We start from the raw sequence: 20,611 nt of genomic DNA, 5'->3' as shown, positions 1-20,611 counted from the left end.
AGGATGCATATGCAGCAAATAACTAGTCTTACCTCACCCATGAAATTGAGCAACGAGGTACAGATTCCCGGTATGGGATTTGGAACTTTCCAGACCCCGACTGAGATTACCAGAAAAGTCGTCCTGGAAGCCCTGGAGGCGGGCTATCGGCATATTGATACAGCAGCTGTGTATGGTAATGAGGCTGAAGTAGGCCAGGCCGTCCGCGACAGCGGCCTGAACCGCCAGGATGTTTTTGTTACCAGCAAGCTGTGGAACTCCGAGCGTGGTTACGATAAGACCTTAGCTGCCTTTGATAAAACTATGGACCGGCTGGGCTTGGATTATCTTGATCTGTATTTGATTCACTGGCCAGCAAACCGCAAGCAGTTTGGGGCGGATGCGCCAAGAATCAACGCTGAGACCTGGCGGGCTTTTGAGGAATTATATCGATCGGGCCGTATCAAGGCTATTGGTGTATCCAACTTTCTGCCTAACCATCTGGAAGAGCTCTTGGCTACCTGCCAGGTTCAGCCTATGGTAGATCAGATTGAGGTTCATCCCGGCTGGCCTCAGGCTGAGGCAGTCCGGTATTGCCACAGACACAATATCGCGGTGGAAGCCTGGGCTCCTTTGGGAGAAGCGGCAATTCTGTCCGATGAGGTTATCAAGGCTGTGGCGGATAAGTACAGGCATACCCCGGCTCAGGTTTGCCTGAGGTGGGAAGTGCAACAGGGTATTATTCCTCTGCCTAAGTCTGTTCACCAGGACAGGATCAGAGAAAATACCCTAATCTTTGATTTTGAACTAAGCGAAGATGAAATGGATCTGATCGGTTCTCGCCGCCATATAGGCGGTCACTGTCAGGTTCCTGATCAGGTGACTTTTTAGACAAAATTAGGGGAGAGCGCTGGATCCGGATCCGGATCTTCATCCCCTTGACCACAGATACCTTCCAACCCTTCGCGTACATGGCGCTGATCCTGGCCGGAAAAGGTGACAATGAGAGCATCCCCGGCCAGGATTTTTGTATCATGACGGGGCACAAATTCCTGGCCGCCCCTGCGAATCGTAATAATAGAGGTGCTTTCAGGCCATTCAATGTTCCCTATCCGTCTGCCCGCAGCCTGGCTGTCAACCTGTACAGGAATCTCCACTATCCCGCTTTTAGCAGGTATAGCGGCTATATTTTTATGTTCATGCTTAATCATGTATCTTTCCAGGAGCGCAGGGTAGATAGGTTTGGTGTGGAGGGCATCAGAGACCAGGAGGGAGATCAAGGCTGTCGCGGCTACGGGGAGCATATGCACCAGGGAGCCTGACATTTCTACAACCAGAAGAATTGACGTAATAGGGGCTTTAACTGCCGCTGTCAGAGCTCCTGCCATAGCCAGAACGGTAAAAACTGCTGTCAGATTTGATGGGAGCAGGCCTGCAACAACCATGAGCCGGGCGAAGATTCCGCCCCCCAAAGCCCCCATGGTTAAAATAGGCATAAATATACCACCAGGAACTCCGCTGCTGTAACTGGTGGAGGTAAAAAGAATTTTTACGATCAGCAGAATGACCAAAATTTTCAGAGAACCAGATGCTGTTTCTGCAAACTTAATGGTGTTAGCTCCCCCTCCCAGCGATAAGGGCAGGAAGATTCCGCAGGGAAGGGCAAGAATCAGGGCCAGCATAGGGCGAAAAAGTTCCGGGATTTTTCCATAGAAGACCTGAAAAGCCAGTAAGCTGCGGTTAATAATAACTCCGATCAGGCCGGAAACTAGCCCCAGAGGAAGAAGCCAGGGGTAGTCCTTCAGTGGAATTTCATTGACATGGGTGAAATCTAGTACAGGTCTCAAACCGAACCAGTACTTGGCAACCGCATCCGAGGTAAGAGCGGCTGTGGACGCGGTCAGCAAAACTGTTGGAGAAAAACTCTTGTGAATCTCTTCCAGGGCGAACATCATCCCCGACAGAGGGGCGTTGAAAGCTGCAGATAAACCAGCCGCAGCCCCGGAAGTAATCAGACTGTTCTCTTCAACTGAGTTTTTGCTGGTTTTTGAACTCACCGCCTTGGCCGCAGCTGCCCCGATGTGGATGGAGGGGCCTTCTCGGCCAAGGGACAGACCAAACAAGCTGCAGAGAATACCACCCATATAACGAACGCAGAGCACAGGAAACCATCGAATGGGCAGCCCCCACAGGAGGGTCCCTTCAGTTTGAGGAATACCTGACCCAGAAGCCGATGGTTCCCAGCGAACCAGATAGGTCAACAGAAAACTGGATACCACAACAGCTGCTGCCCAGGCCAGCAGGCCTAAGGGATTGGCCTTGAGCCACAGGTAGGCTTTTCCGGCAAAAATCGTTCCATATTGGATAGCCAGGCGGTAGCCAACCACCAGGATTCCTGCTACTAGCCCGCAGAGGATCCCCTGAGCTGCAACAAGCCAGCGCATACGGTTGGCTCCCGACAAAAGCTGTAAGGTATGCGACTGCCTTGTCAGCTGCCGGTGAGAGGGCAAGGTCGCCTGCGGAGAGGGTAAGGGTAAGGGTACTTGGGCCTGCTTCTCCTGACGGTGGCGCTTTTTCCTTGGCATCTTCCGCTTCCTTCTCCGGAGGTCAGTCCCCGGCCCGTTCCTTCAGGGTTTTCTCTACCAATTGAGGAAGAGCCTGCTCAATAGGCTCCCGAATTAGGCGGTCAGCCAGGTAATCGTATTGAGTGGCTCCCATGTTCATAATGGTGATGGGGACGCCGGCCCGGGCGGCAATAGGTACCAGAGAAGCGGCTGGGAAAACCTCCAAAGTGGAGCCGACCACCCAAAATTCATCTGCTTCCTGCGCCCTTTGAGAACTTAATTCCATAGCTCCCTGCGGCAAGGCTTCCCCAAAATAGGTAACATCAGTCTTAATCAAACCACCGCAGGGTCTGTTCCCCTGGTAGGGGAGCAACCTGGTGCAATGAGGATCAGGATTGGCGTCCAGCTGATCCATGATGTCCGCTGTTTTGTACTTCTTATGGCAGCGCATGCAGTGAGAACTTGCTATGGTCCCATGCAGGTTAACAATCACGTGGTCGCTGTTGCCGGCCTTTTCATGCAAACCATCAAAGTTTTGTGTTGCCAGCAGGGTTAGAAGACCAGCTTTTTCCAGCTTTACCAGAGCCTGATGTGCTACTCCTGGTTGGGCATTCCAAACGGGGGACTCCTTCTGCCATCTCCAGGAGTATTCCCGATCGTCTTTGCTGGTCAGAAATGCTTGAATATCGTAAACATTCATTTGCTCCGGATGCTTGGTCCAGACTCCTTCAGGTCCTCTGAAATCGGGGATGCCGGCGCTTGTTGAAATGCCGGCTCCGGTAAGAACGGCTATTTTGTATGGTTTTTCGGTCATATCTACTCCAGTAATCCGTATCCCGCAATCTATGGTTAGGGTGTCTCCTGTCTCTTGCGGGGACATCTCTGGCCGTATGCCTCAGGTACCTGCTGTGGTAATTCTTTGTAATTTCTAATCTTATATAAATAATCTAATATAGATTTACTCTTTTGGAGACCAGAAGGACGAAAAAGTGCAAAACGTTGAAATTTCTTTTGCGACACGCCGGGGGGTTGTGGTGTGGGGTGGGGTGGTGTATTGTTTTTTTTTGCTGCCTGCGGGGTTGCTTCCTTCGTGGTTGGGGGTTGTGGCTGGTTGTGTGGTGGTGGTTTGAGAACTCAATAGCGTGTTTTGTGCTACTTTTTATGCCTGAACTGAAAGTTTGTTTTTGGTTTGGTTTTTGTTTTTTGATTGCCAGTGTGTTTCTCATGGGTGTGCTTGTGTGGTGTGCTTGTGGGGGGCATGTTTTTTGTGTGAGGTGCTTGGCTGCCTGTGGGTGGTTGGGTGTCCTTGTGCTTTTTGTTTTTTTCTTTTTTGTGGGCTTGTTTTGAGTCTTCTGTGAGGTTTTTTTGTGGAGGGTTTGATTCTGGCTCAGGACGAACGCTGGCGGCGTGCTTAACACATGCAAGTCGAACGGGATCCTGCTTGGTTTTTGCTGGGTGGGTGAGAGTGGCGAACGGGTGAGTAATGCGTGACTAACCTGCCGTGTAGTTGGGTATAGCTCCTGGAAACGGGTGGTAATACCGAATGGTCCACTGGGCTGCATGGTCTGGTGGGAAAGTTTTGTGTGCTATGCGATGGGGTCGCGTCCTATCAGCTTGTTGGTGGGGTGATGGCCTACCAAGGCTTCGACGGGTAGCCGGCCTAAGAGGGCGACCGGCCACATTGGGACTGAGATACGGCCCAGACTCCTACGGGAGGCAGCAGTGGGGAATATTGCACAATGGGGGGAACCCTGATGCAGCGACGCCGCGTGCGGGATGGAGGCCTTCGGGTTGTGAACCGCTTTTATTGGGGAGCAAGCTGGCCCTGTGTGGGTTGGTGAGTGTACTTGGTGAATAAGCACCGGCTAACTACGTGCCAGCAGCCGCGGTAATACGTAGGGTGCAAGCGTTGTCCGGATTTATTGGGCGTAAAGGGCTCGTAGGCGGTTCGTCGCGTCTGGTGTGAAAGCTTACTGCTTAACGGTGGGTTTGCGTTGGATACGGGCGGGCTTGAGTGCAGTAGGGGAGACTGGAATTCTCGGTGTAACGGTGGAATGTGTAGATATCGGGAAGAACACCTATGGCGAAGGCAGGTCTCTGGGCTGTTACTGACGCTGAGGAGCGAAAGCGTGGGGAGCGAACAGGATTAGATACCCTGGTAGTCCACGCTGTAAACGGTGGACGCTGGATGTGGGGCCTATTTCCACGGGTTCTGTGTCGGAGCTAACGCGTTAAGCGTCCCGCCTGGGGAGTACGGCCGCAAGGTTAAAACTCAAAGAAATTGACGGGGGCCCGCACAAGCGGCGGAGCATGCGGATTAATTCGATGCAACGCGAAGAACCTTACCAGGGCTTGACATGTGAGCGTTGATCTTAGAGATAGGGTTTCCCTTCGGGGCGCTTTCACAGGTGGTGCATGGTCGTCGTCAGCTCGTGTCGTGAGATGTTGGGTTAAGTCCCGCAACGAGCGCAACCCTTGCCTTGTGTTGCCAGCGGGTCGTGCCGGGGACTCACAAGGGACCGCCGGGGTTAACTCGGAGGAAGGTGGGGATGACGTCAGATCATCATGCCCCTTACGTCCTGGGCTTCACGCATGCTACAATGGCTGGTACAGCGGGATGCGATACGGTGACGTGGAGCGGATCCTGTAAAACCGGTCTCAGTTCGGATCGGAGCCTGCAACTCGGCTCCGTGAAGGTGGAGTCGCTAGTAATCGCGGATCAGCAGTGCCGCGGTGAATGCGTTCCCGGGCCTTGTACACACCGCCCGTCAAGTCATGAAAGTGGGCAGCACCCGAAGCCGGTGGCCTAACCCTTGTGGGGAGAGCCGTCTAAGGTGAGGTTCGCGATTGGGACTAAGTCGTAACAAGGTAGCCGTACCGGAAGGTGCGGCTGGATCACCTCCTTTCTACGGAGATGTGTGCCCCCTGTGTGGGGGTGTTTTTTCTGCCAGTCGTGTGGCTGGTGTGGTGTGGATGAGTCGGAAAACAAGAGGGTAGTGTGGGGCATGCTGTTGGGTTTCCAAACCGCGACTGTGCGGTGTGGGGGCTTCCTGGTGTGTGGTGATTGCTGGTGGGTGGTTGCTGCGTGTCTGGGGTGGTGGTTTGAGAACTGGATAGTGGACGCGAGCGAATGCCTTGCCTGTTGGGGTGGGGTGTTTGTGGTGCATTTTCTTCCCGTGCTTCTCTCTTGTGGGAGGGGGGTGTGGGGTGAATGTTTTAGTTTAGTGTGATCATTATTGTGTGATGACAGTTGTTGTCTGGGGTCGTTAGGCTGGTGAGTGATGTGAGTGTTGCTTGCTGTGGCTTATGGTGGATGCCTGGGCACGCATGACCGATGAAAGACGTGTGGGGCTGCGATAAGCCTCGGGGAGTTGCCGACAGGGCGTTGATCCGAGGGTGTCTGAATGGGGTAACCTACTGGCTGTTGTGGGCTGGTACCGCGTGTGTGCGGGGGGTACGCAGGGAAGTGAAACATCTTAGTACCTGTAGGAAAAGATATTCTGTGAGTAGTGGCGAGCGAAAGCGGAGGAGACTAAACCATGCGCGTGGTAGAGGCGCCTGCTGATGCGTGTGTGGTGTTGTGGGGTTTCCCGTGGGGTGCAGGCGTGCCCCGTGCTAGTGATAAAGTTGGATATGAGGTGAACATGGTTGAATACATGACCGTAGAGGGTGATGGTCCCGTAGCCGAAAGTGTCTGGCCTGGTTGTGGAGTGTCCCCGAGTAGGACGAGACTCGTGGAATCTCGTGTGAATCTGCCCTGACCGTGGGGTAAGTCTAAATATGTGTGCGTGACCGATAGTGGACGAGTACCGTGAGGGAAAGGTGAAAAGTAGCCCGGGAGGGTAGTGAAATAGTTCCTGAAACCATAGGCTGTCAATCCGTCAGAGCCCTTTGTGTGGGGTGATGGCGTGCCTATCGAAAAATGAGTCTGCGAGTCAGTGGCATGTGGCGAGGTTAACCTGTGTGGGGGAGCCGTAGCGAAAGCGAGTGTGAAGAGCGCGTGGTTAGTCGCATGTTCTGGACCCGAAGCGGGATGATCTAGCCGTGAGCAGGGTGAAGCGCGGGTGAGACCGTGTGGAGGCCCGAACCCACCTAGGTTGAAAACTGGGGGGATGACTTGTGGTTAGGGGTGAAAGGCCAATCAAATTCCGTGATAGCTGGTTCTCTCCGAAATGCATTTAGGTGCAGCGTTACCAGGTCGCTTGCTGGGGGTAGAGCTACTGGATGCCGACGGGCCCATGGTGGGTACTAACGGCAACCAAACTCCGAATACCAGTAGGTGTGTGGTGGCAGTGAGTCAGCGGGGGATAAGCTCCGTTGTCGAAAGGGAAACAGCCCAGATCGTCGTTTAAGGTCCCTAAGCGTGTGCTAAGTGGGAAAGGATGTGGAGTCGCATGGACAGCCAGGAGGTTGGCTTAGAAGCAGCCATCCTTGAAAGAGTGCGTAACAGCTCACTGGTCTAGTGGTTCCGCGCCGACAATGTAGCGGGGCTCAAGCACACCACCGAAGACGCGGCAATCAGCTTGAAGGCTGGTTGGGTAGGAGAGCGTTCCCTGCTGGGGTGAAGCATGAGTGGAAGCTTGTGTGGACTGTAGGGAAGTGAGAATGCAGACATGAGTAACGACAGGCGGGTGATAATCCCGTCCGCTGGATGACTAAGGGTTCCGGGGCCACGTTCAACGTCCCCGGGTGAGTCGGGTCCTAAGGCGAGGCCGACAGGCGTAGTCGAATGGATGAACGGGTTGATATTCCCGTACCGGTGGTATACCGTCATAACTTGAGGCGCTGGTAGGGTGGTCCTGCTTGTTTTTTTCCTGTCTTTCGGGGTGGGAGAGAGGCGAGTGGTGTCATTACTGGCTGGTGTAGTAGGGTAGCAGAGGAGTGACACATGAGGATAGCTGTCCAGCCCGGTGGTTGTGGTTGGCTAAGCGTGTGGGGCGTGTGATAGGTAAATCCGTCACGGTGTGCGTCTGAGGCGTGATAGGCATGATCCTGTAAGGGGTTGTGTGATGGTGGGTCCTTGTGTCGAGAAAAGCTTCGCTGTCAGGTGTGCTACCGCTCGTACCCTAAACCGACACAGGTGGTCAGGTAGAGTATACTAAAGCGTTCGAGTGAATCCTGGTCAAGGAACTCGGCAAATTACTCCCGTGCCTTCGGTATAAGGGAGACCCTGCTGGGTGATCTAATGTACGTTAGGGAGCTTGACGGGGTGGCACAGACTAGGGGGTAGCGACTGTTTACCAAAAACACAGGTGCATGCGAAGACGTAAGTCGCGGTATATGCACTGACGCCTGCCCGGTGCCGGAAGGTTAAGAGGATCCATTAACCCTGTGGGTGACGTGGTGAATTTAAGCCCCGGTAAACGGCGGTGGTAACTATAACCATCCTAAGGTAGCGAAATTCCTTGTCGGGTAAGTTCCGACCTGCACGAATGGCGTAACGACTTCCCCACTGTCTCGACCAGGACCTCGGTGAAATTGCAGTACGAGTAAAGATGCTCGTTAAGCGCAGAAGGACGAAAAGACCCCGGGACCTTTACTATACCTTGGTATTGTCGTTCGCTGCTGGTTGTGTAGAATAGGCGGGAGACGGTGAAGCATGGTCGCTAGATTGTGTGGAGTCGACAGGTGAAATACCGTTCTGCTGGCAGTGGGCGTCTAACCTCGAACAGTTATCCTGTTCAGGGACAGTGCCTGGCGGGTAGTTTAACTGGGGCGGTTGCCTCCTAAAGAGTAACGGAGGCGCTCAAAGGTCCGCTCAACCCGGTTGGCAATCGGGTTACGAGTGTAATCATATAAGCGGGCTTGACTGTGAGAGTGACGGCTCGAGCAGGGACGAAAGTCGGAGATAATGATCCGGTGCCGGTGTACGGACGCGGCATCGCTCAACGGATAAAAGGTACCCCGGGGATAACAGGCTGATCATTCCCAAGAGTCCATATCGACGGGATGGTTTGGCACCTCGATGTCGGCTCGTCGCATCCTGGGGCTGGAGCAGGTCCCAAGGGTTCGGCTGTTCGCCGATTAAAGCGGCACGCGAGCTGGGTTCAGAACGTCGTGAGACAGTTTGGTCTCTATCCTCTGCGCTCGTTGGAATCTTGAGGAGCCCTGCCCATAGTACGAGAGGACCTGGGTGGACGAACCTCTGGTATGCCAGTTGTCACGCCAGTGGCATGGCTGGTTAGCTACGTTCGGATAGGATAACCGCTGAAAGCATCTAAGCGGGAAGCCTTCTCCAAGATAAGGATTCCCGAAACCCTTCGAGGTTTGAAAGACCCCCGGTAGAACACCGGGTTGATAGGCCAGACGTGGAAGCATGGTAACATGTGAAGCTGACTGGTACTAACGGTCAAGAGCAACTACTCTCTTTCTCACCATTCTTACCATCAGCTTATACGAGTATGTATGAGCATGCGGGTAAGAACAGTGTAACACTCCTCACAGCAACAAGAGAACACACTACTGTTAGTGACACACTCTCAAACTATATACTACACCACCCAACCTCAAGCAAGCAGCCGCCCCGTCCACTAACCGGTCCCCAACCCACCACACAATAAAACAACAGAATAATAAGAGAATAGAGTCTTGTGGCGGTCATAGCCCAGGGGAAACGCCCGGCACCATCCCGAACCCGGAAGCTAAGACCTGGCACGGCAATGATACTCCATCCGACAGGACGCGGGAAAGTAGCACACCGCCACACACAAACATTAACAGTACGATGAAGGGTTTAACCGGCCACACCAGTTAAACCCAATACCCACACCCAACCAAACACCTTAACTTAATTTTATTTTTTAATTGTTTTATTTCTTATTTTTAGTTATTATTGTTTGTTTGGTTGTTGTTTATTTTTATGGTGAGTCACCTGAATACAGGCGGACACTCCCGCAGCAATAAACGTAGGAACCGACCCCCACATAAGGAAACACCCTACAAGCGACCCCACACCCAACACAGGAAAACCAAAAAGCTTACTCCACCCACCAACATCATCATTGGGGAGTGCTGCAATCTGGGATAATTTCCATTCAAAGAATAAGTAAACACCTAATCCAATAAGTAAAACTATCATCGCTGCTGACAGCAATATGATGGTTACCTTATATTCTTTGAGCTCTTTCCTCTTCATATGTTTTAACCTTACATTTGTACCAAGGTATGACCTTAGACCAGATAGTTCATAATTGCATCAAGAATGCTGGATATCATAGATATGACAAATGCTCCCAGCAAGGCCCACCAGAAGCTTTTAAATGCAAGCCCTACGCCAAAAACCCCGGTTGCAAGGGAAGAAGCAAGAGCCAGGAGAGCAACATTGATGAGTATTGCTGTAATCCCAAACGACATGATAGACGCTGGAAGAGCAAGCATTTGGAGGAAGGGTTTAATTGATGCATTAATCAAAGCCATGAAAAGGGCAAAAGCGACATAGGCCAGCAGTTTGTTTCCCCCTACCACATAGGCTCCGGGAAGCAACCAGGATGTAATCCCGCAGGCAATCGTCATAATGAACCAACTAACCAGAAAATTTCTCATATGTCTATTATATGCAGACTTATAACCAGACAGGCGGAGATAAGTCGCTGGTAGATACCCAGTATAAATACCTGGAATTATAAATACCTGGAATAGATATACGGTATAAATACATTGCCCCGAAGAGATTTTTCTGGTAGTGGTGGGCGATAGTGGTGATTGGTAATGGTAATATCGGTGGCTTCGGTGTGCAGGTACAAGGAGGACGTGGGTATGATAGAGGTTACATATGATGACAAATAAAATAGACCACAGTAAAATAAATCACAGTAAAATAGATCACAGGCCATCACCTTTGAAGGACTGGGCTTTCTATCTTGTCGTATTTCTGGGCGGCTGCTTGGGAACTGGCCTTCGTTATGGCCTATCTTTCGGCAACCCAGCCGTTTTCTCTCCTGACAATTCAGCGGCCGCTGGCAGCAATCCTATGCAGGTGTGGTCCAGCCTGCGCTGGGGAACTTTGGTAGCCAATCTGATTGCTTGCTTTCTTTATGCGTGCCTGACGGCACTCTTAACCGGACTCAGCGTGATGGATAAACGGCAGGGACAGATAGTCAACAGGGGGTTGGGTATGGGCTTTTGCGGCGGCCTGTCCACTATGTCGACTTTTGCCTGGGAGCAAGTAACGATGATCCGGTCCGGTCACCTCGCAGCTTATGCATTATATGCAAGCGGCACTATTCTTGTGGGGCTCGTCTGTTCTTATGCAGGGGCCCGGCTGGGCAAAGCTGTCACGGGGAAGAGGAAAAGATGAGAGGAATGTCTGCCTGGCTGACTGTCCTTATTATTTGCCTATTCGGGGGCCTGGGGGCTCTGCTCAGATTTGTTCTTGATACCCTGATTAAACAGATCTGGGGAAGAGCTTTTCCCCTGTCTACATTGATTATTAATGCTCTTGCCTCCTTTCTCCTGGGAATTATTGCGACCCTTGGAGCATCTGCCCTGGTTCCCACTGCTTTGTCTTCTGTCCTGTCGGCTGGATTTTTAGGAGGATTTTCGACCTTTTCTACTGCTATGAATGAGATCACTGTCCTTTGGGAAAAGAAAAATTATCGAACAGGATGGGGATATTTATTCGCCTGCCTCCTTCTTCCTCCAGGATGTGCAGCTCTGGGATATCTGCTGGTCAGATAAGGGTACAGTCGGCGGATCGGACGTCACAATTTGTACTAGCTGACAGCTATATTTTTGTTGGTTACCGTGATGGACAAAATGGAAAAGGTTGGTTATGAAGAGGAATTACGCTTTGGATGGCATAAAGGGGATAGCTATTATTGCTATTGTCCTCTACCATTATTGCGGTCAGATTTTCCCCGGGGGCTTTATAGGGGTTGATGTCTTCTTTACCCTCACCGGTTTTTTGATTACCCTGTCGCTGATTAAAGATTTTATGACAGCGTGGAACAAGGATCAGGGTCTTATGAAGCCTGGCCAATGGGGGAAATATCTGGGACATTTTTATCTGAGGCGGCTGAGGCGCCTGTTTCCTGCCATGATTGTCATGATTCCAACCGTTACCATTCTTGCCTGGTTCATTAATAAAGATGCACTGGTGGGTTTGGGTAAACGGATTCTCGCTTCTGTGACTTTTTCTTATAATTATTACAGTATCTTCACCGGAGGCAGTTATTTTGATCAGAGCGTCCCGAACCTGTTGGAACCACTGTGGTTCCTAGCTATCTGTGCTCAATTCTATCTGCTTGCTCCTCTCTATCTGAGTCTGATTTTTGCTGCTGTCCTGCATAAAAAATCAGCAAAACAAACGGCAAGGGGAGGAAAGAACGAATTTTCTGCCACTATAGGACAATATCTGCAGACAACAGCAGTGATGAGATCAGTGGGGCTGACGGGGGCTCTTGTCTCAACTATTTTGTCTTTTGCCAGCGCTGCCGCCATGGGGCTTATTTTTCACGCTGATCCTTCCCATCCTACCCGGGTATATTTTGATCTAGGGACGCATAGCTTTGGTCTCCTGCTGGGAGCTGCTTTTGCCTTTGCTCTGGTGCATTCTCAGGGGATCAAGCTGAGGGGGGTAGTAGAACAGGCGTTTTTGGAAAGCACCTGCACGCCCAGACAGAAGGTTTTAGCGGATCTGGCTGACAGGATGAATCCGAAAAACGTTGCTAATAGCCGTTTTGCTCAGACTCCTCTGGGTAAATCTGTCCTTCCCCTGATTTCTTTTCTTTCCTTGATTGTCTTTTGCTGTCTAACCTATGGATTGACCAGCCGGGATGCTGCTTTTCAAGGGGTACTTTTCCTGACAGCTTTTCTGACCCTGGGAATGTTATGGGGGACGATGCCCCGCAAGTCATGGATGAAAGCAATCTTTGTGTGGAAACCTTTGCGGCTGGCAGGAAAATATTCTTATGGAATATATTTGTGGCATTGGCCACTGTATATTTTGCTCAGATTGCTTTTCCCCAGTCTCCGTGGACGATATGAATGGCTGATTGCTCTTCTGGCATGCCTGGTAACCCTCATAATGACTTGGCTCAGTGCCAGATATGTGGAAGAGCCTCGGCGACTGGCCAGCAATCTTCAGCGGGTTGTGGTCATGGGGCTAGTAGTTGTCTTGTGGATTGGCTGTCTGGCAATTATTGGCCATGCTCCTGCCCAAACATCAATTCAATCTCAACTGCAGGAACAGGAGCGGGTTCTGGCTTCTCAAACGGGCAAGGAACCTTCCAGCCGGAAACCCTCCAGGCAGAGAGAAAAGTCTGCCAAAACTCCCAGCAAGAGACCTTCTGCATCTCAATCCGACAGGTCATCCACGGCGAGCCCTAAGTCTGTGGTTATGCCTTCCGGCTCTCGCATAACCGCAGTAGGCGACTCTGTCATGCTGGGTTCTGCATCTGCTCTGCAGGCCAGATTCCCCGGGATCGTCATAGATGCAAAGGTTTCCCGCTTTCTCTATGAAGGCGCTGGCACAATCGCCAATCTGAAGGCACGGGGCTTGCTGAGACAATATCTGATTATTTCCCTGGGCACTAATGCTGCCGGGAGTCCGCAACAATGGGAAGATATCTACAGAACTGCCGGCCCAGGGCATATTTTTGTTGTTGTTAATGCTCATATGGACAGGTCCTGGGCGGCTGCTTCGAACCGAAATGCACAAGATTTTGTGAATCGTCATCCCCATGAAGCCTTGCTGGTAAACTGGGACGCTGCTGCCCGCAGTCATCCCCAGCTCTTGTCCAGTGACGGGATTCACCCGACTCCTGCTGGAGCCCCCCTGTATGCAGGGACAATCTATGATGCCCTCCATAATTGGCTTCAGAGCAGATAAAAGCTGACAAAACAGATAAAAGCTGATAAAAGCAGATAAAAGCCGCAGAAGTTTATGACCGCTATGACTGTCTTTTTTATGACCTTATGACCGCTTGTTTTATGACCGCCTGGTCTTGATGGCTTTCTTGGCAGCTTTCTTCCCCTTGCTGGGCTTGCGTTTTGCCTGCCGTTTGGTGACGATTTTTTCCGACCCGCGGGTAGAAAGCGCTGATGTTAGGGAACCTAGAGCTCCGGTCAGCGCTGCAAAGAGCATCCCCATAAGAATACCCTGCCCGGCTTCGTCTCCTGAGCGCAGTGCGGAATCATCCAGAGCTCCCTTAACCTCTGTGCCATGATTTTTAGCAAAATGCCCCTTATGGAAGATTGCATCCCAGGCTATTGTGGCAACCTTGCTCACAATAAAACCGGCGATAGCCGGTAGGGCTGTTTTGATGATTTTGTCAGTCAGATCATCGGAGTCAGCTTTAATTTTCTTGGTCTGCCGGGCAACAGCGTCATCTACCTTTGACAGAGACGAAACGAAACTGTCTACCTGAGAATTCAAAACAGAGCCTGAATCTGCCTGTTTATCCTTGAGCTTGTCTGACTTAGCTGTGAGGTTGACTTGTTTATCCGAGGCATCTGTCAGTGTCGACTTGCTTGTGGAACTCCGGTGGGAAGACTTGTGCATAATATTCATGTGTCTATTATCTCACGGTAAGCAGAGAAGGAGTAATCGACCTCTAACCGAGTCAGAGCGAGCTTCATATGAATTTCATAATCATGTACTAAGATAGGCTCATATAGGTAAGCAGCAGATCCGGCAACGATGCACGAGGTGATTTTATGGCAGAGACAAAAGCAAGCAGAGGCAAGTTTATTCTTTTACGTCACGGACAAACTGTGTGGAGCGAAAGCGGACAGTATACCGGGCGAACTGATATACCTTTGACTGCGGAGGGAGAAGAGCAAGCCCGGCAGGCAGGAGAGCGGCTCAGGGAGAATTTTGGACCAGAGCTGAATCGGGCTTTCGTTTTAACCTCCCCCCTGATTCGGGCTCGCCGAACGGCCGCGCTTGCAGGCTTTGAATCGGCAATTGCTGATGATAATCTGATGGAATTTGATTACGGTCCGGCAGAGGGGCGTACCAGGGCACAAGTGGCCGCTGCTATTGGGGAAGATACCTGGAATATCTGGGATCGTGGCCCTTTAACTCTACCTCAGAGTCTGCGGGGGACCAGACGGGAAAAGCTGGAAGGGCAGGGGACGGTTACCATAGTCAATGGAATAGGGGAGTCTGCGGCAATGGCCGGAGCCAGGACGCGGGCAGTTATCAATCGAGTCCTTCCTAAACTGGAAGCGGGAGAAAATGTAGTCTGTGTTGCCCATGCCCATATTCTGCGGATTCTTACTACTCAGTGGCTGGGGATGGAACCTTCCTGCGCTCGCATGCTTGAGCTGGAGACGGCTCATTTTTGTGTATTAGCCTGGCATCATGAGGATCGGGTTATCTATAAGTGGAATATTTAAGATTGCATAAGATTGCAATTTCCGCCTGGAGCATTTTTGCTGCTGTAAAGAGCGCTGCCTCTCGGTCATTCTGATTCTTCATTCATAATTTTTCTCCTGTAATTTTGTCCTATTTTCTTCCAATTTGCTTCCTAGTTTGTCCGATTTTTTCTCTTTTTCTCAGATTGTCCCTGGAGGAGGGAATACAAGTTGACAAAGTAAAGTTGAGTTGTATAGACTCAAGTTTAAAGTTGAGGTGAAACGGCTCAGCTTTAGATGAGCATACGATATATGATATGTAACGATTACATAGGGAGGATACATTATGGGACGTGCAGTAGGTATCGATTTGGGTACTACTAACTCCTGCATCGCAACACTGGAAGGTGGACAGCCAACAGTTATTGTAAACGCTGAAGGTGTTCGGACAACTCCGTCGGTTGTGGCTTTCAGCAAATCAGGCGAGATTTTGGTTGGAGAAGTTGCCAAGCGTCAGGCTGTTACCAACGTCGACCGCACTATTTCTTCAGTCAAGCGTCATATGGGCACGGACTGGAGCGTCGATATTGATGGTAAGAAGTGGACTCCGCAGGAGGTCTCCGCCCAGATTTTGATGAAGCTCAAGAGGGATGCTGAAGCTTACCTTGGTGAGCCCGTTACCGATGCGGTGATTACCTGCCCTGCTTATTTCAACGACGCTCAGCGTCAGGCCACTAAGGATGCTGGTACCATTGCCGGTCTAAACGTTTTGCGCATTATCAATGAGCCTACTGCAGCAGCTCTTGCCTATGGTTTGGAGAAGGGCAAGGAAGATGAGCGCATTCTGGTCTTCGATTTGGGCGGCGGCACCTTCGATGTGTCCTTGCTGGAAATTGGCAAGGATGAGGATGGTTTCTCGACTATTCAGGTTCAGGCCACGAATGGAGATAATCACCTGGGCGGCGATGACTGGGATCAGGCCATTATCGACTGGCTGGTTTCTGAAGTTAAGAATAAGTATGGGGTAGACCTGTCTAAAGACAAGATTGCCCTGCAGCGCCTGAAGGAAGCGGCTGAACAGGCTAAGAAGGAGTTGAGCTCGTCTTCTTCCACCAGCATTTCCATGCAGTACTTGGCTATGACTCCTGATGGAACTCCTGTTCATTTGGATGAAACTCTCACCCGGGCTCATTTTGAGGAAATGACTGCTGACCTGTTAAACCGCTGCCGTGACCCCTTCAATGCTGTTCTGCGGGACTCTGGTATTTCCGTTTCGCAGATTGATCACATTGTCCTGGTTGGTGGCTCTACCCGTATGCCTGCCGTTCAGGATCTGGTCAAGGAATTAACCGGCGGCAAAGAGCCCAACAAGACGGTCAATCCTGATGAAGTTGTGGCTGTAGGTGCTGCTGTTCAGTCAGGTGTTATTAAGGGAGACCGCTCTGATGTCCTCCTCATTGATGTCACTCCTTTGAGTTTGGGAATTGAAACCAAGGGCGGCATTATGACCAAGCTGATTGATCGCAATACAGCTATTCCTACTAAGAGAAGCGAAGTCTTCTCTACTGCCGAAGATAATCAGCCGTCTGTGCTGATTCAGGTTTACCAGGGTGAACGCGAGTTTGCCCGCGATAACAAGCCCTTGGGCACTTTTGAGCTGACTGGTATTGCTCCGGCTCCTCAGGGTGTCCCCAAGATTGAGGTCACTTTTGACATTGATGCCAACGGCATCGTCCATGTGTCCGCTAAAGATCAGGGAACCGGCAAGGAACAGTCGATGACTATTACCGGCGGATCTGGGCTGCCTAAGGAGGAGATTGATCGTATGGTGAAGGAAGCTGAATCTCACGCTTCGGAAGACAAGAAGCGTCGTGAGGAGGCTGAGACCCGCAACCAGGCTGAATCCTTTGCCTATCAGACAGAGAAGCTGGTTAAAGACAACAAGGACAAGATCAGCGACGACCTGGCTAAGGAGGTCACCGACAAGGTCAACGCTCTGAAAGAAGCCCTGAAAGGTGAGGATATTGAAGCCGTGAAGACTGCTCAGACTGAGTTGATGAATTCTGCTCAGAAGATCGGTCAAGCTTTGTATGCTCAGCAGCAGTCAGCTGGTGCTGATGGTGCCGCTGCTGCTTCAGGTGCTGGCGCAGGTTCTTCCGCTGGTGCTTCTTCCAATGACGATGACGTGGTAGACGCCGAAGTTGTGGATGACGATGATAAGGACAAGAAGTAATGTCAGATTTCAGCAAGGAAGATTACCTCGCTGGCGCGGATGAAGCAGATGACTTGGCTGGGCAGGGAAAGGCTGGTCAGCCAAGTCCGGCTGAAGAGCCTGATCAGGAGCCTGCCGAAGGGCAGGAAAGTCAGACCGATCAGCCTGCTGATGCATCCACTGCTGATGCTTCAGCCGAATCTGAGACACCGGACTCATCCCGGGACTCATCCTCAGCACCAGCTGATGGTACAGATGATGCGTTGACTCCTCTGGGCAAGGCCAAGAAGGAAGCTGCTGACTATCTGGAAGCTCTTCAGCGGGAACGGGCTGAGTTCATCAACTATCGTAACCGGGCACAAAAAGAGCAGGAACGTTTCCGTCAGCATGGAATCATTGATGTGCTGACGGCCCTGCTGCCGGCTCTGGATGATATTGACCGGATTCAGACTCATGGCAATCCCGATGAGTCTTTCACTGCCGTAGCCGCCAAGATTGATAAAATCTTTGCCAAGTTTGGGGTGGAAAAGTATGGCCAGGTTGGGGAAGATTTCGATCCTGCCAGGTATGATGCTGTTCTTCGTAAGCCGGATTCCACTGTTGACCATGAAGTTATTGATACCCTGGTTGAAGCCGGGTACAAGATTGGCGATCGGGTGGTTCGGGCAGCCCTCGTTGTGGTCGCTGTTCCCAGTGAGGCAGAAGAGGCAAAAGATAAAACAGCAGATTAGAATAATGCCCTGTGGGCATGATGTGTCTTCGATGAGCGGGGCTGGAAGCAGCCCCGTCTCTGGGATGGAAAGGAGACAAGATGGCAGAGAATGAATGGCTGAATAAAGATTTTTATGCGACTTTAGGTGTATCCAAGAGTGCTACTCCTGAGGAAATAACGAAAGCCTATCGAAAGCTTGCCCGCAAATACCATCCCGATTTGAATAAGACTAAGGAAGCCGAGGAAAAATTCAAGGATATTTCTGAAGCTTACGATGTTCTGAATAACAAGGAACAAAGGCAGAGGTATGATGCCATCCGCCAGTTTGGTATGGGAGGGGCCCGCTTCACAGGAGGATCCGGCTCTGGAGGTGCTTACAGTTCCGCTGATTTCTCCGATCTTTTTAGTTCCATGTTTGGCCCTTCTGCCGCAGGCTCGGGTGGACAGAATATTCATTTCACTACTACCGGCTCTGGCCCTGAAGGAATGAATCTCAACGATATTCTGAATATGATGGGAGGCATGGGCGGCTCCGGCGCATCGGGCAGCACAGGCAGCTTTAACTCCTATAGTCCCCGATCCCATGGCGCAGGCAATGGTAATCCCTTTGCTCCCCAGGAGGAATCTCATGAGCCAGTCAGGGGAGGAGATAAGAATGCTTCCATTACTTTAAGCTTCCGCCAGGCTGTAAAAGGGGCAACAATCTCTTTGGGATCCCTGGGGAAGAAATTTAAAACTCATATTCCTGCTGGAGTCAAAAATGGCCAGAAGATTCGTGTCCCCGGCAAAGGGAAAGTCGGTCGTTTCGGTGGTGCCAATGGTGACCTGTACGTCCATGTGACGGTTCAGCCTGACCCTGTTTTCACTATGGATGGCAGGGATCTAAAAATGACCCTTCCCCTTACCTATGGAGAGGCTGCTCTGGGGGCGACAATAGAAGGGCAGGATCTGTTCGGAAACCCGCTTGAGGTAGAGGTTCCGGCAGGCTCCAGCTCAGGTACCGAGATTCGCCTACCTGGCAGAGGGGTGCATACTCGGAAAGGAACAGGAGACCTGATTGTTGTCACCAGTATTCGTGTTCCGCAGAAGTTGAATGCTAAACAGAAGAAAGCCGTAGAAAATCTGGAATCTCTTACGGCTGACTTTAAGGAGAGCATTGCCCAGAAGCGTACCGGGAGCAAGCGATGAGCAGACTGTCAGCACGGGATAAAGAGGCATATGCGGCCTATGCCTTTGGGCTGATTTCGGGGACCTACGACATTGTTGGGGCTGAGGATGAGGGCTTTGACATCAACAGACCAGTTTTTACCGTGGGACAGACTGCGCAGCTGGTTGGCATTCATCCCCAGACCCTGAGGCAGTACGATCGACTGGAACTGATTAGTCCTCAGCGCACGGCCGGCGGGGCCCGCAGATACAGCCTGAGGGACATCAGCAAGCTGGTCTTGACCCAACATCTAGTGGCTGAATCCATCAATCTGTCGGGGGTAGCCCGGATTTTGCGTTTGATGGAAGAGAATCGCCAGCTGAGGCGGCAGATCCGGTATATGAAGAAGGCTACAGACCTGCGTATGTTCGAGGCTGCTGTCAACGGAAATGTGACCGAAGTTTTTGAGGATGACTCATCTGCTGGCAAGCTCAGGCGTGAAATGGCCCGCCGTCGCCGGGCTATGCGGATGGCGCGCGCTCGGGGCAGGGTGCTTCCTCCTGGTTATTATGGCCGTGTCCAGCTCTACATCACAGCTGGGGAAGATTCGTCTGGGGAAGATTCGACAGGAAAAAATTTCCCCAGATAAAAATCTCATACTCTAGTAATCTAAAAACCGGTGAGGAAACAACTTGACTCTGTGGATACTTTACTCCATGGGTGCTCTTTTACTTTACAGGCACTTCAGCAAAGAGCACCCACTGTCCCTCTTCTGCTGAATAACTAATTTTCCTTCCTTCTTCTTCAACCCAAGCTGTGTGGAATTGTAGACCTTGGTGGTTGCTGGGGGTGGAAGAAGTTTTCAAACTATCATGACTATTATTTGCGCTCGTGCTATGTTCTTTTAGACGATTCGTCTGCGTAATAGTCACAGTTTTTCCTTGATATGAGATAATAATATGATATGGCTCACTAGGATCTGCATATTTAGCAATATTTGTGAAAATCTCTGTGAGCAAGTTACAGGCCTTAGTTGGTACGGAATCTGTTCGAGGTTTGTCATCTGAGATAGCCATAATCTCATTTCCATTTTTATTACTATCACTGTTTATGCAGGATGACCCAGCTGTGTTTGCTGGTGACTCTACGCTGTTTGTTGGGCATAACCGTTTGTTGTTTATGGTGACATCCCCATGAAAGCCCAGGCTAAGAAGGTGCTGTGATTCCAGAGAACTTATTTCTTTGATTTTTGCTAGAAAACTGTCAGAAGTGAATTGATGTGTCGATTCCCATTCAGCAGTCTTGCTACCTGTGTCTGCAGAATTAAGTATGTCAATAACATGATGGACATTATCAAGAGTCATGAGAGCGGTTGTATTAACTTCTTCCCAGTCATGCAGTCTGCTTTTTATATCAGTGGCTGACAATTCAGTATAATCCGAGGAAGAATCAATTTTGCTCAGATTTTGCTTGTATAGATCAATATTTTTTTGGGCAGTTAGGGTAATGTAGGTTAGTTTTCCGGTGACTGTGTCGTGTGTTTGACTGGCAAGATTCTTCTCCTTTTGCATGAGTGCAATCGTGGCATTGCTGTTATCGAGCTGCTGATTGCGAAGTTTTATAACCTGATTTGTTATTTTAGGTGAGTCAAAGACCATGTGTGTTAGGGTCGAATAAAATGCGATTTTTGATTCGAAAGG

Annotated in this window: 15 protein-coding genes and 3 rRNA genes; 12 read left to right on the top strand and 6 right to left on the bottom strand. The window is 50.8% G+C overall.

Features of this window, described 5'->3' with window-relative positions:
- Positions 1 to 9: 9 nt before the first annotated feature.
- A complete protein-coding gene (locus SCIP_RS06995; RefSeq protein WP_006292328.1) occupies positions 10 to 870 on the top strand; it encodes an aldo/keto reductase in 861 nt (286 codons plus the stop codon).
- On the opposite strand, the gene SCIP_RS06990 is transcribed toward SCIP_RS06995, so the two are convergent.
- Both SCIP_RS06990 and SCIP_RS06985 read right to left on the bottom strand, forming a co-directional pair.
- Positions 867 to 2,423: a ClC family H(+)/Cl(-) exchange transporter gene (locus SCIP_RS06990; protein ID WP_048349391.1), complete on the bottom strand. Its 1,557-nt coding sequence runs from the start codon at positions 2,421 to 2,423 to the stop codon at positions 867 to 869. The genes SCIP_RS06995 and SCIP_RS06990 overlap by 4 nt on opposite strands.
- Before the next feature lie 163 nt (positions 2,424 to 2,586).
- Complete coding sequence (locus tag SCIP_RS06985) at positions 2,587 to 3,357, bottom strand: SIR2 family NAD-dependent protein deacylase (RefSeq protein WP_006292326.1); 771 nt, start codon at positions 3,355 to 3,357, stop codon at positions 2,587 to 2,589.
- A 550-nt stretch (positions 3,358 to 3,907) separates the two neighbouring features.
- Between SCIP_RS06985 and SCIP_RS06980 the strand changes: the two genes are divergently transcribed.
- The 3 genes from SCIP_RS06980 (at position 3,908) to rrf (ending at position 9,249) form a co-directional block, all read left to right on the top strand.
- Positions 3,908 to 5,449 (top strand): 16S ribosomal RNA (locus tag SCIP_RS06980).
- A 380-nt stretch (positions 5,450 to 5,829) separates the two neighbouring features.
- Positions 5,830 to 8,909, top strand: a 23S ribosomal RNA gene (locus SCIP_RS06975).
- Positions 8,910 to 9,132: 223 nt separating this feature from the next.
- Positions 9,133 to 9,249 (top strand): 5S ribosomal RNA (gene rrf / locus SCIP_RS06970).
- The 16S, 23S and 5S rRNA genes sit together here, the layout of an rRNA operon.
- A gap of 123 nt (positions 9,250 to 9,372) precedes the next feature.
- Here rrf and SCIP_RS06965 read toward each other — a convergent pair.
- A complete protein-coding gene (locus SCIP_RS06965; RefSeq protein ID WP_006293399.1) occupies positions 9,373 to 9,678 on the bottom strand; it encodes a hypothetical protein in 306 nt (101 codons plus the stop codon).
- 35 nt (positions 9,679 to 9,713) lie between these two features.
- Complete coding sequence (locus SCIP_RS06960; protein WP_006293400.1) at positions 9,714 to 10,085, bottom strand: phage holin family protein; 372 nt, start codon at positions 10,083 to 10,085, stop codon at positions 9,714 to 9,716.
- Between the two features lie 229 nt (positions 10,086 to 10,314).
- Between SCIP_RS06960 and SCIP_RS06955 the strand changes: the two genes are divergently transcribed.
- From SCIP_RS06955 to SCIP_RS06945, 3 genes are all read left to right on the top strand, one after another.
- Positions 10,315 to 10,839: a fluoride efflux transporter FluC gene (locus tag SCIP_RS06955; protein ID WP_050752384.1), complete on the top strand. Its 525-nt coding sequence runs from the start codon at positions 10,315 to 10,317 to the stop codon at positions 10,837 to 10,839.
- On the top strand, positions 10,836 to 11,219 hold the full coding sequence (locus SCIP_RS06950; RefSeq protein WP_050752385.1) for a fluoride efflux transporter FluC: 384 nt from the start codon (positions 10,836 to 10,838) through the stop codon (positions 11,217 to 11,219). The genes SCIP_RS06955 and SCIP_RS06950 overlap by 4 nt, the downstream gene beginning before the upstream one ends.
- A gap of 94 nt (positions 11,220 to 11,313) precedes the next feature.
- Entirely contained in the window at positions 11,314 to 13,371 is a 2,058-nt protein-coding gene (locus tag SCIP_RS06945; RefSeq protein ID WP_006293403.1) for an acyltransferase family protein, read from the top strand.
- Positions 13,372 to 13,470: 99 nt separating this feature from the next.
- Here SCIP_RS06945 and SCIP_RS06940 read toward each other — a convergent pair whose 3' ends face one another.
- Positions 13,471 to 14,052: a DUF4235 domain-containing protein gene (locus SCIP_RS06940; RefSeq protein WP_115672855.1), complete on the bottom strand. Its 582-nt coding sequence runs from the start codon at positions 14,050 to 14,052 to the stop codon at positions 13,471 to 13,473.
- Positions 14,053 to 14,198: 146 nt separating this feature from the next.
- On the opposite strand from SCIP_RS06940, the gene SCIP_RS06935 reads away from it, so the two are divergent.
- The 5 genes from SCIP_RS06935 to SCIP_RS06915 all read left to right on the top strand — a co-directional run bounded on the left by SCIP_RS06935 (position 14,199) and on the right by SCIP_RS06915 (position 19,560).
- A complete protein-coding gene (locus SCIP_RS06935; RefSeq protein ID WP_006293405.1) occupies positions 14,199 to 14,882 on the top strand; it encodes a histidine phosphatase family protein in 684 nt (227 codons plus the stop codon).
- Between the two features lie 304 nt (positions 14,883 to 15,186).
- Positions 15,187 to 17,073 (top strand): molecular chaperone DnaK, encoded by a 1,887-nt coding sequence (gene dnaK / locus SCIP_RS06930; RefSeq protein WP_006293406.1) that lies wholly within the window; start codon positions 15,187 to 15,189, stop codon positions 17,071 to 17,073.
- Positions 17,073 to 17,783, top strand: a complete 711-nt coding sequence (gene grpE, locus SCIP_RS06925) for a nucleotide exchange factor GrpE (RefSeq protein ID WP_006293407.1) — start codon at positions 17,073 to 17,075, stop codon at positions 17,781 to 17,783. The genes dnaK and grpE overlap by 1 nt, the downstream gene beginning before the upstream one ends.
- A gap of 80 nt (positions 17,784 to 17,863) precedes the next feature.
- Positions 17,864 to 18,952 (top strand): DnaJ C-terminal domain-containing protein, encoded by a 1,089-nt coding sequence (locus tag SCIP_RS06920; protein WP_006293408.1) that lies wholly within the window; start codon positions 17,864 to 17,866, stop codon positions 18,950 to 18,952.
- A complete protein-coding gene (locus SCIP_RS06915; protein ID WP_006293409.1) occupies positions 18,949 to 19,560 on the top strand; it encodes a heat shock protein transcriptional repressor HspR in 612 nt (203 codons plus the stop codon). The genes SCIP_RS06920 and SCIP_RS06915 overlap by 4 nt, the downstream gene beginning before the upstream one ends.
- 79 nt (positions 19,561 to 19,639) lie before the next feature.
- On the opposite strand, the gene SCIP_RS07590 is transcribed toward SCIP_RS06915, so the two are convergent.
- Positions 19,640 to 20,569: a hypothetical protein gene (locus SCIP_RS07590; RefSeq protein ID WP_006293410.1), complete on the bottom strand. Its 930-nt coding sequence runs from the start codon at positions 20,567 to 20,569 to the stop codon at positions 19,640 to 19,642.
- Positions 20,570 to 20,611 lie beyond the last annotated feature (42 nt).

The organism is Scardovia inopinata JCM 12537 (assembly GCF_001042695.1).
GTDB classification, from domain to species: domain Bacteria; phylum Actinomycetota; class Actinomycetes; order Actinomycetales; family Bifidobacteriaceae; genus Scardovia; species Scardovia inopinata.
This window is presented reverse-complemented; position numbering and strand designations above follow the sequence as displayed.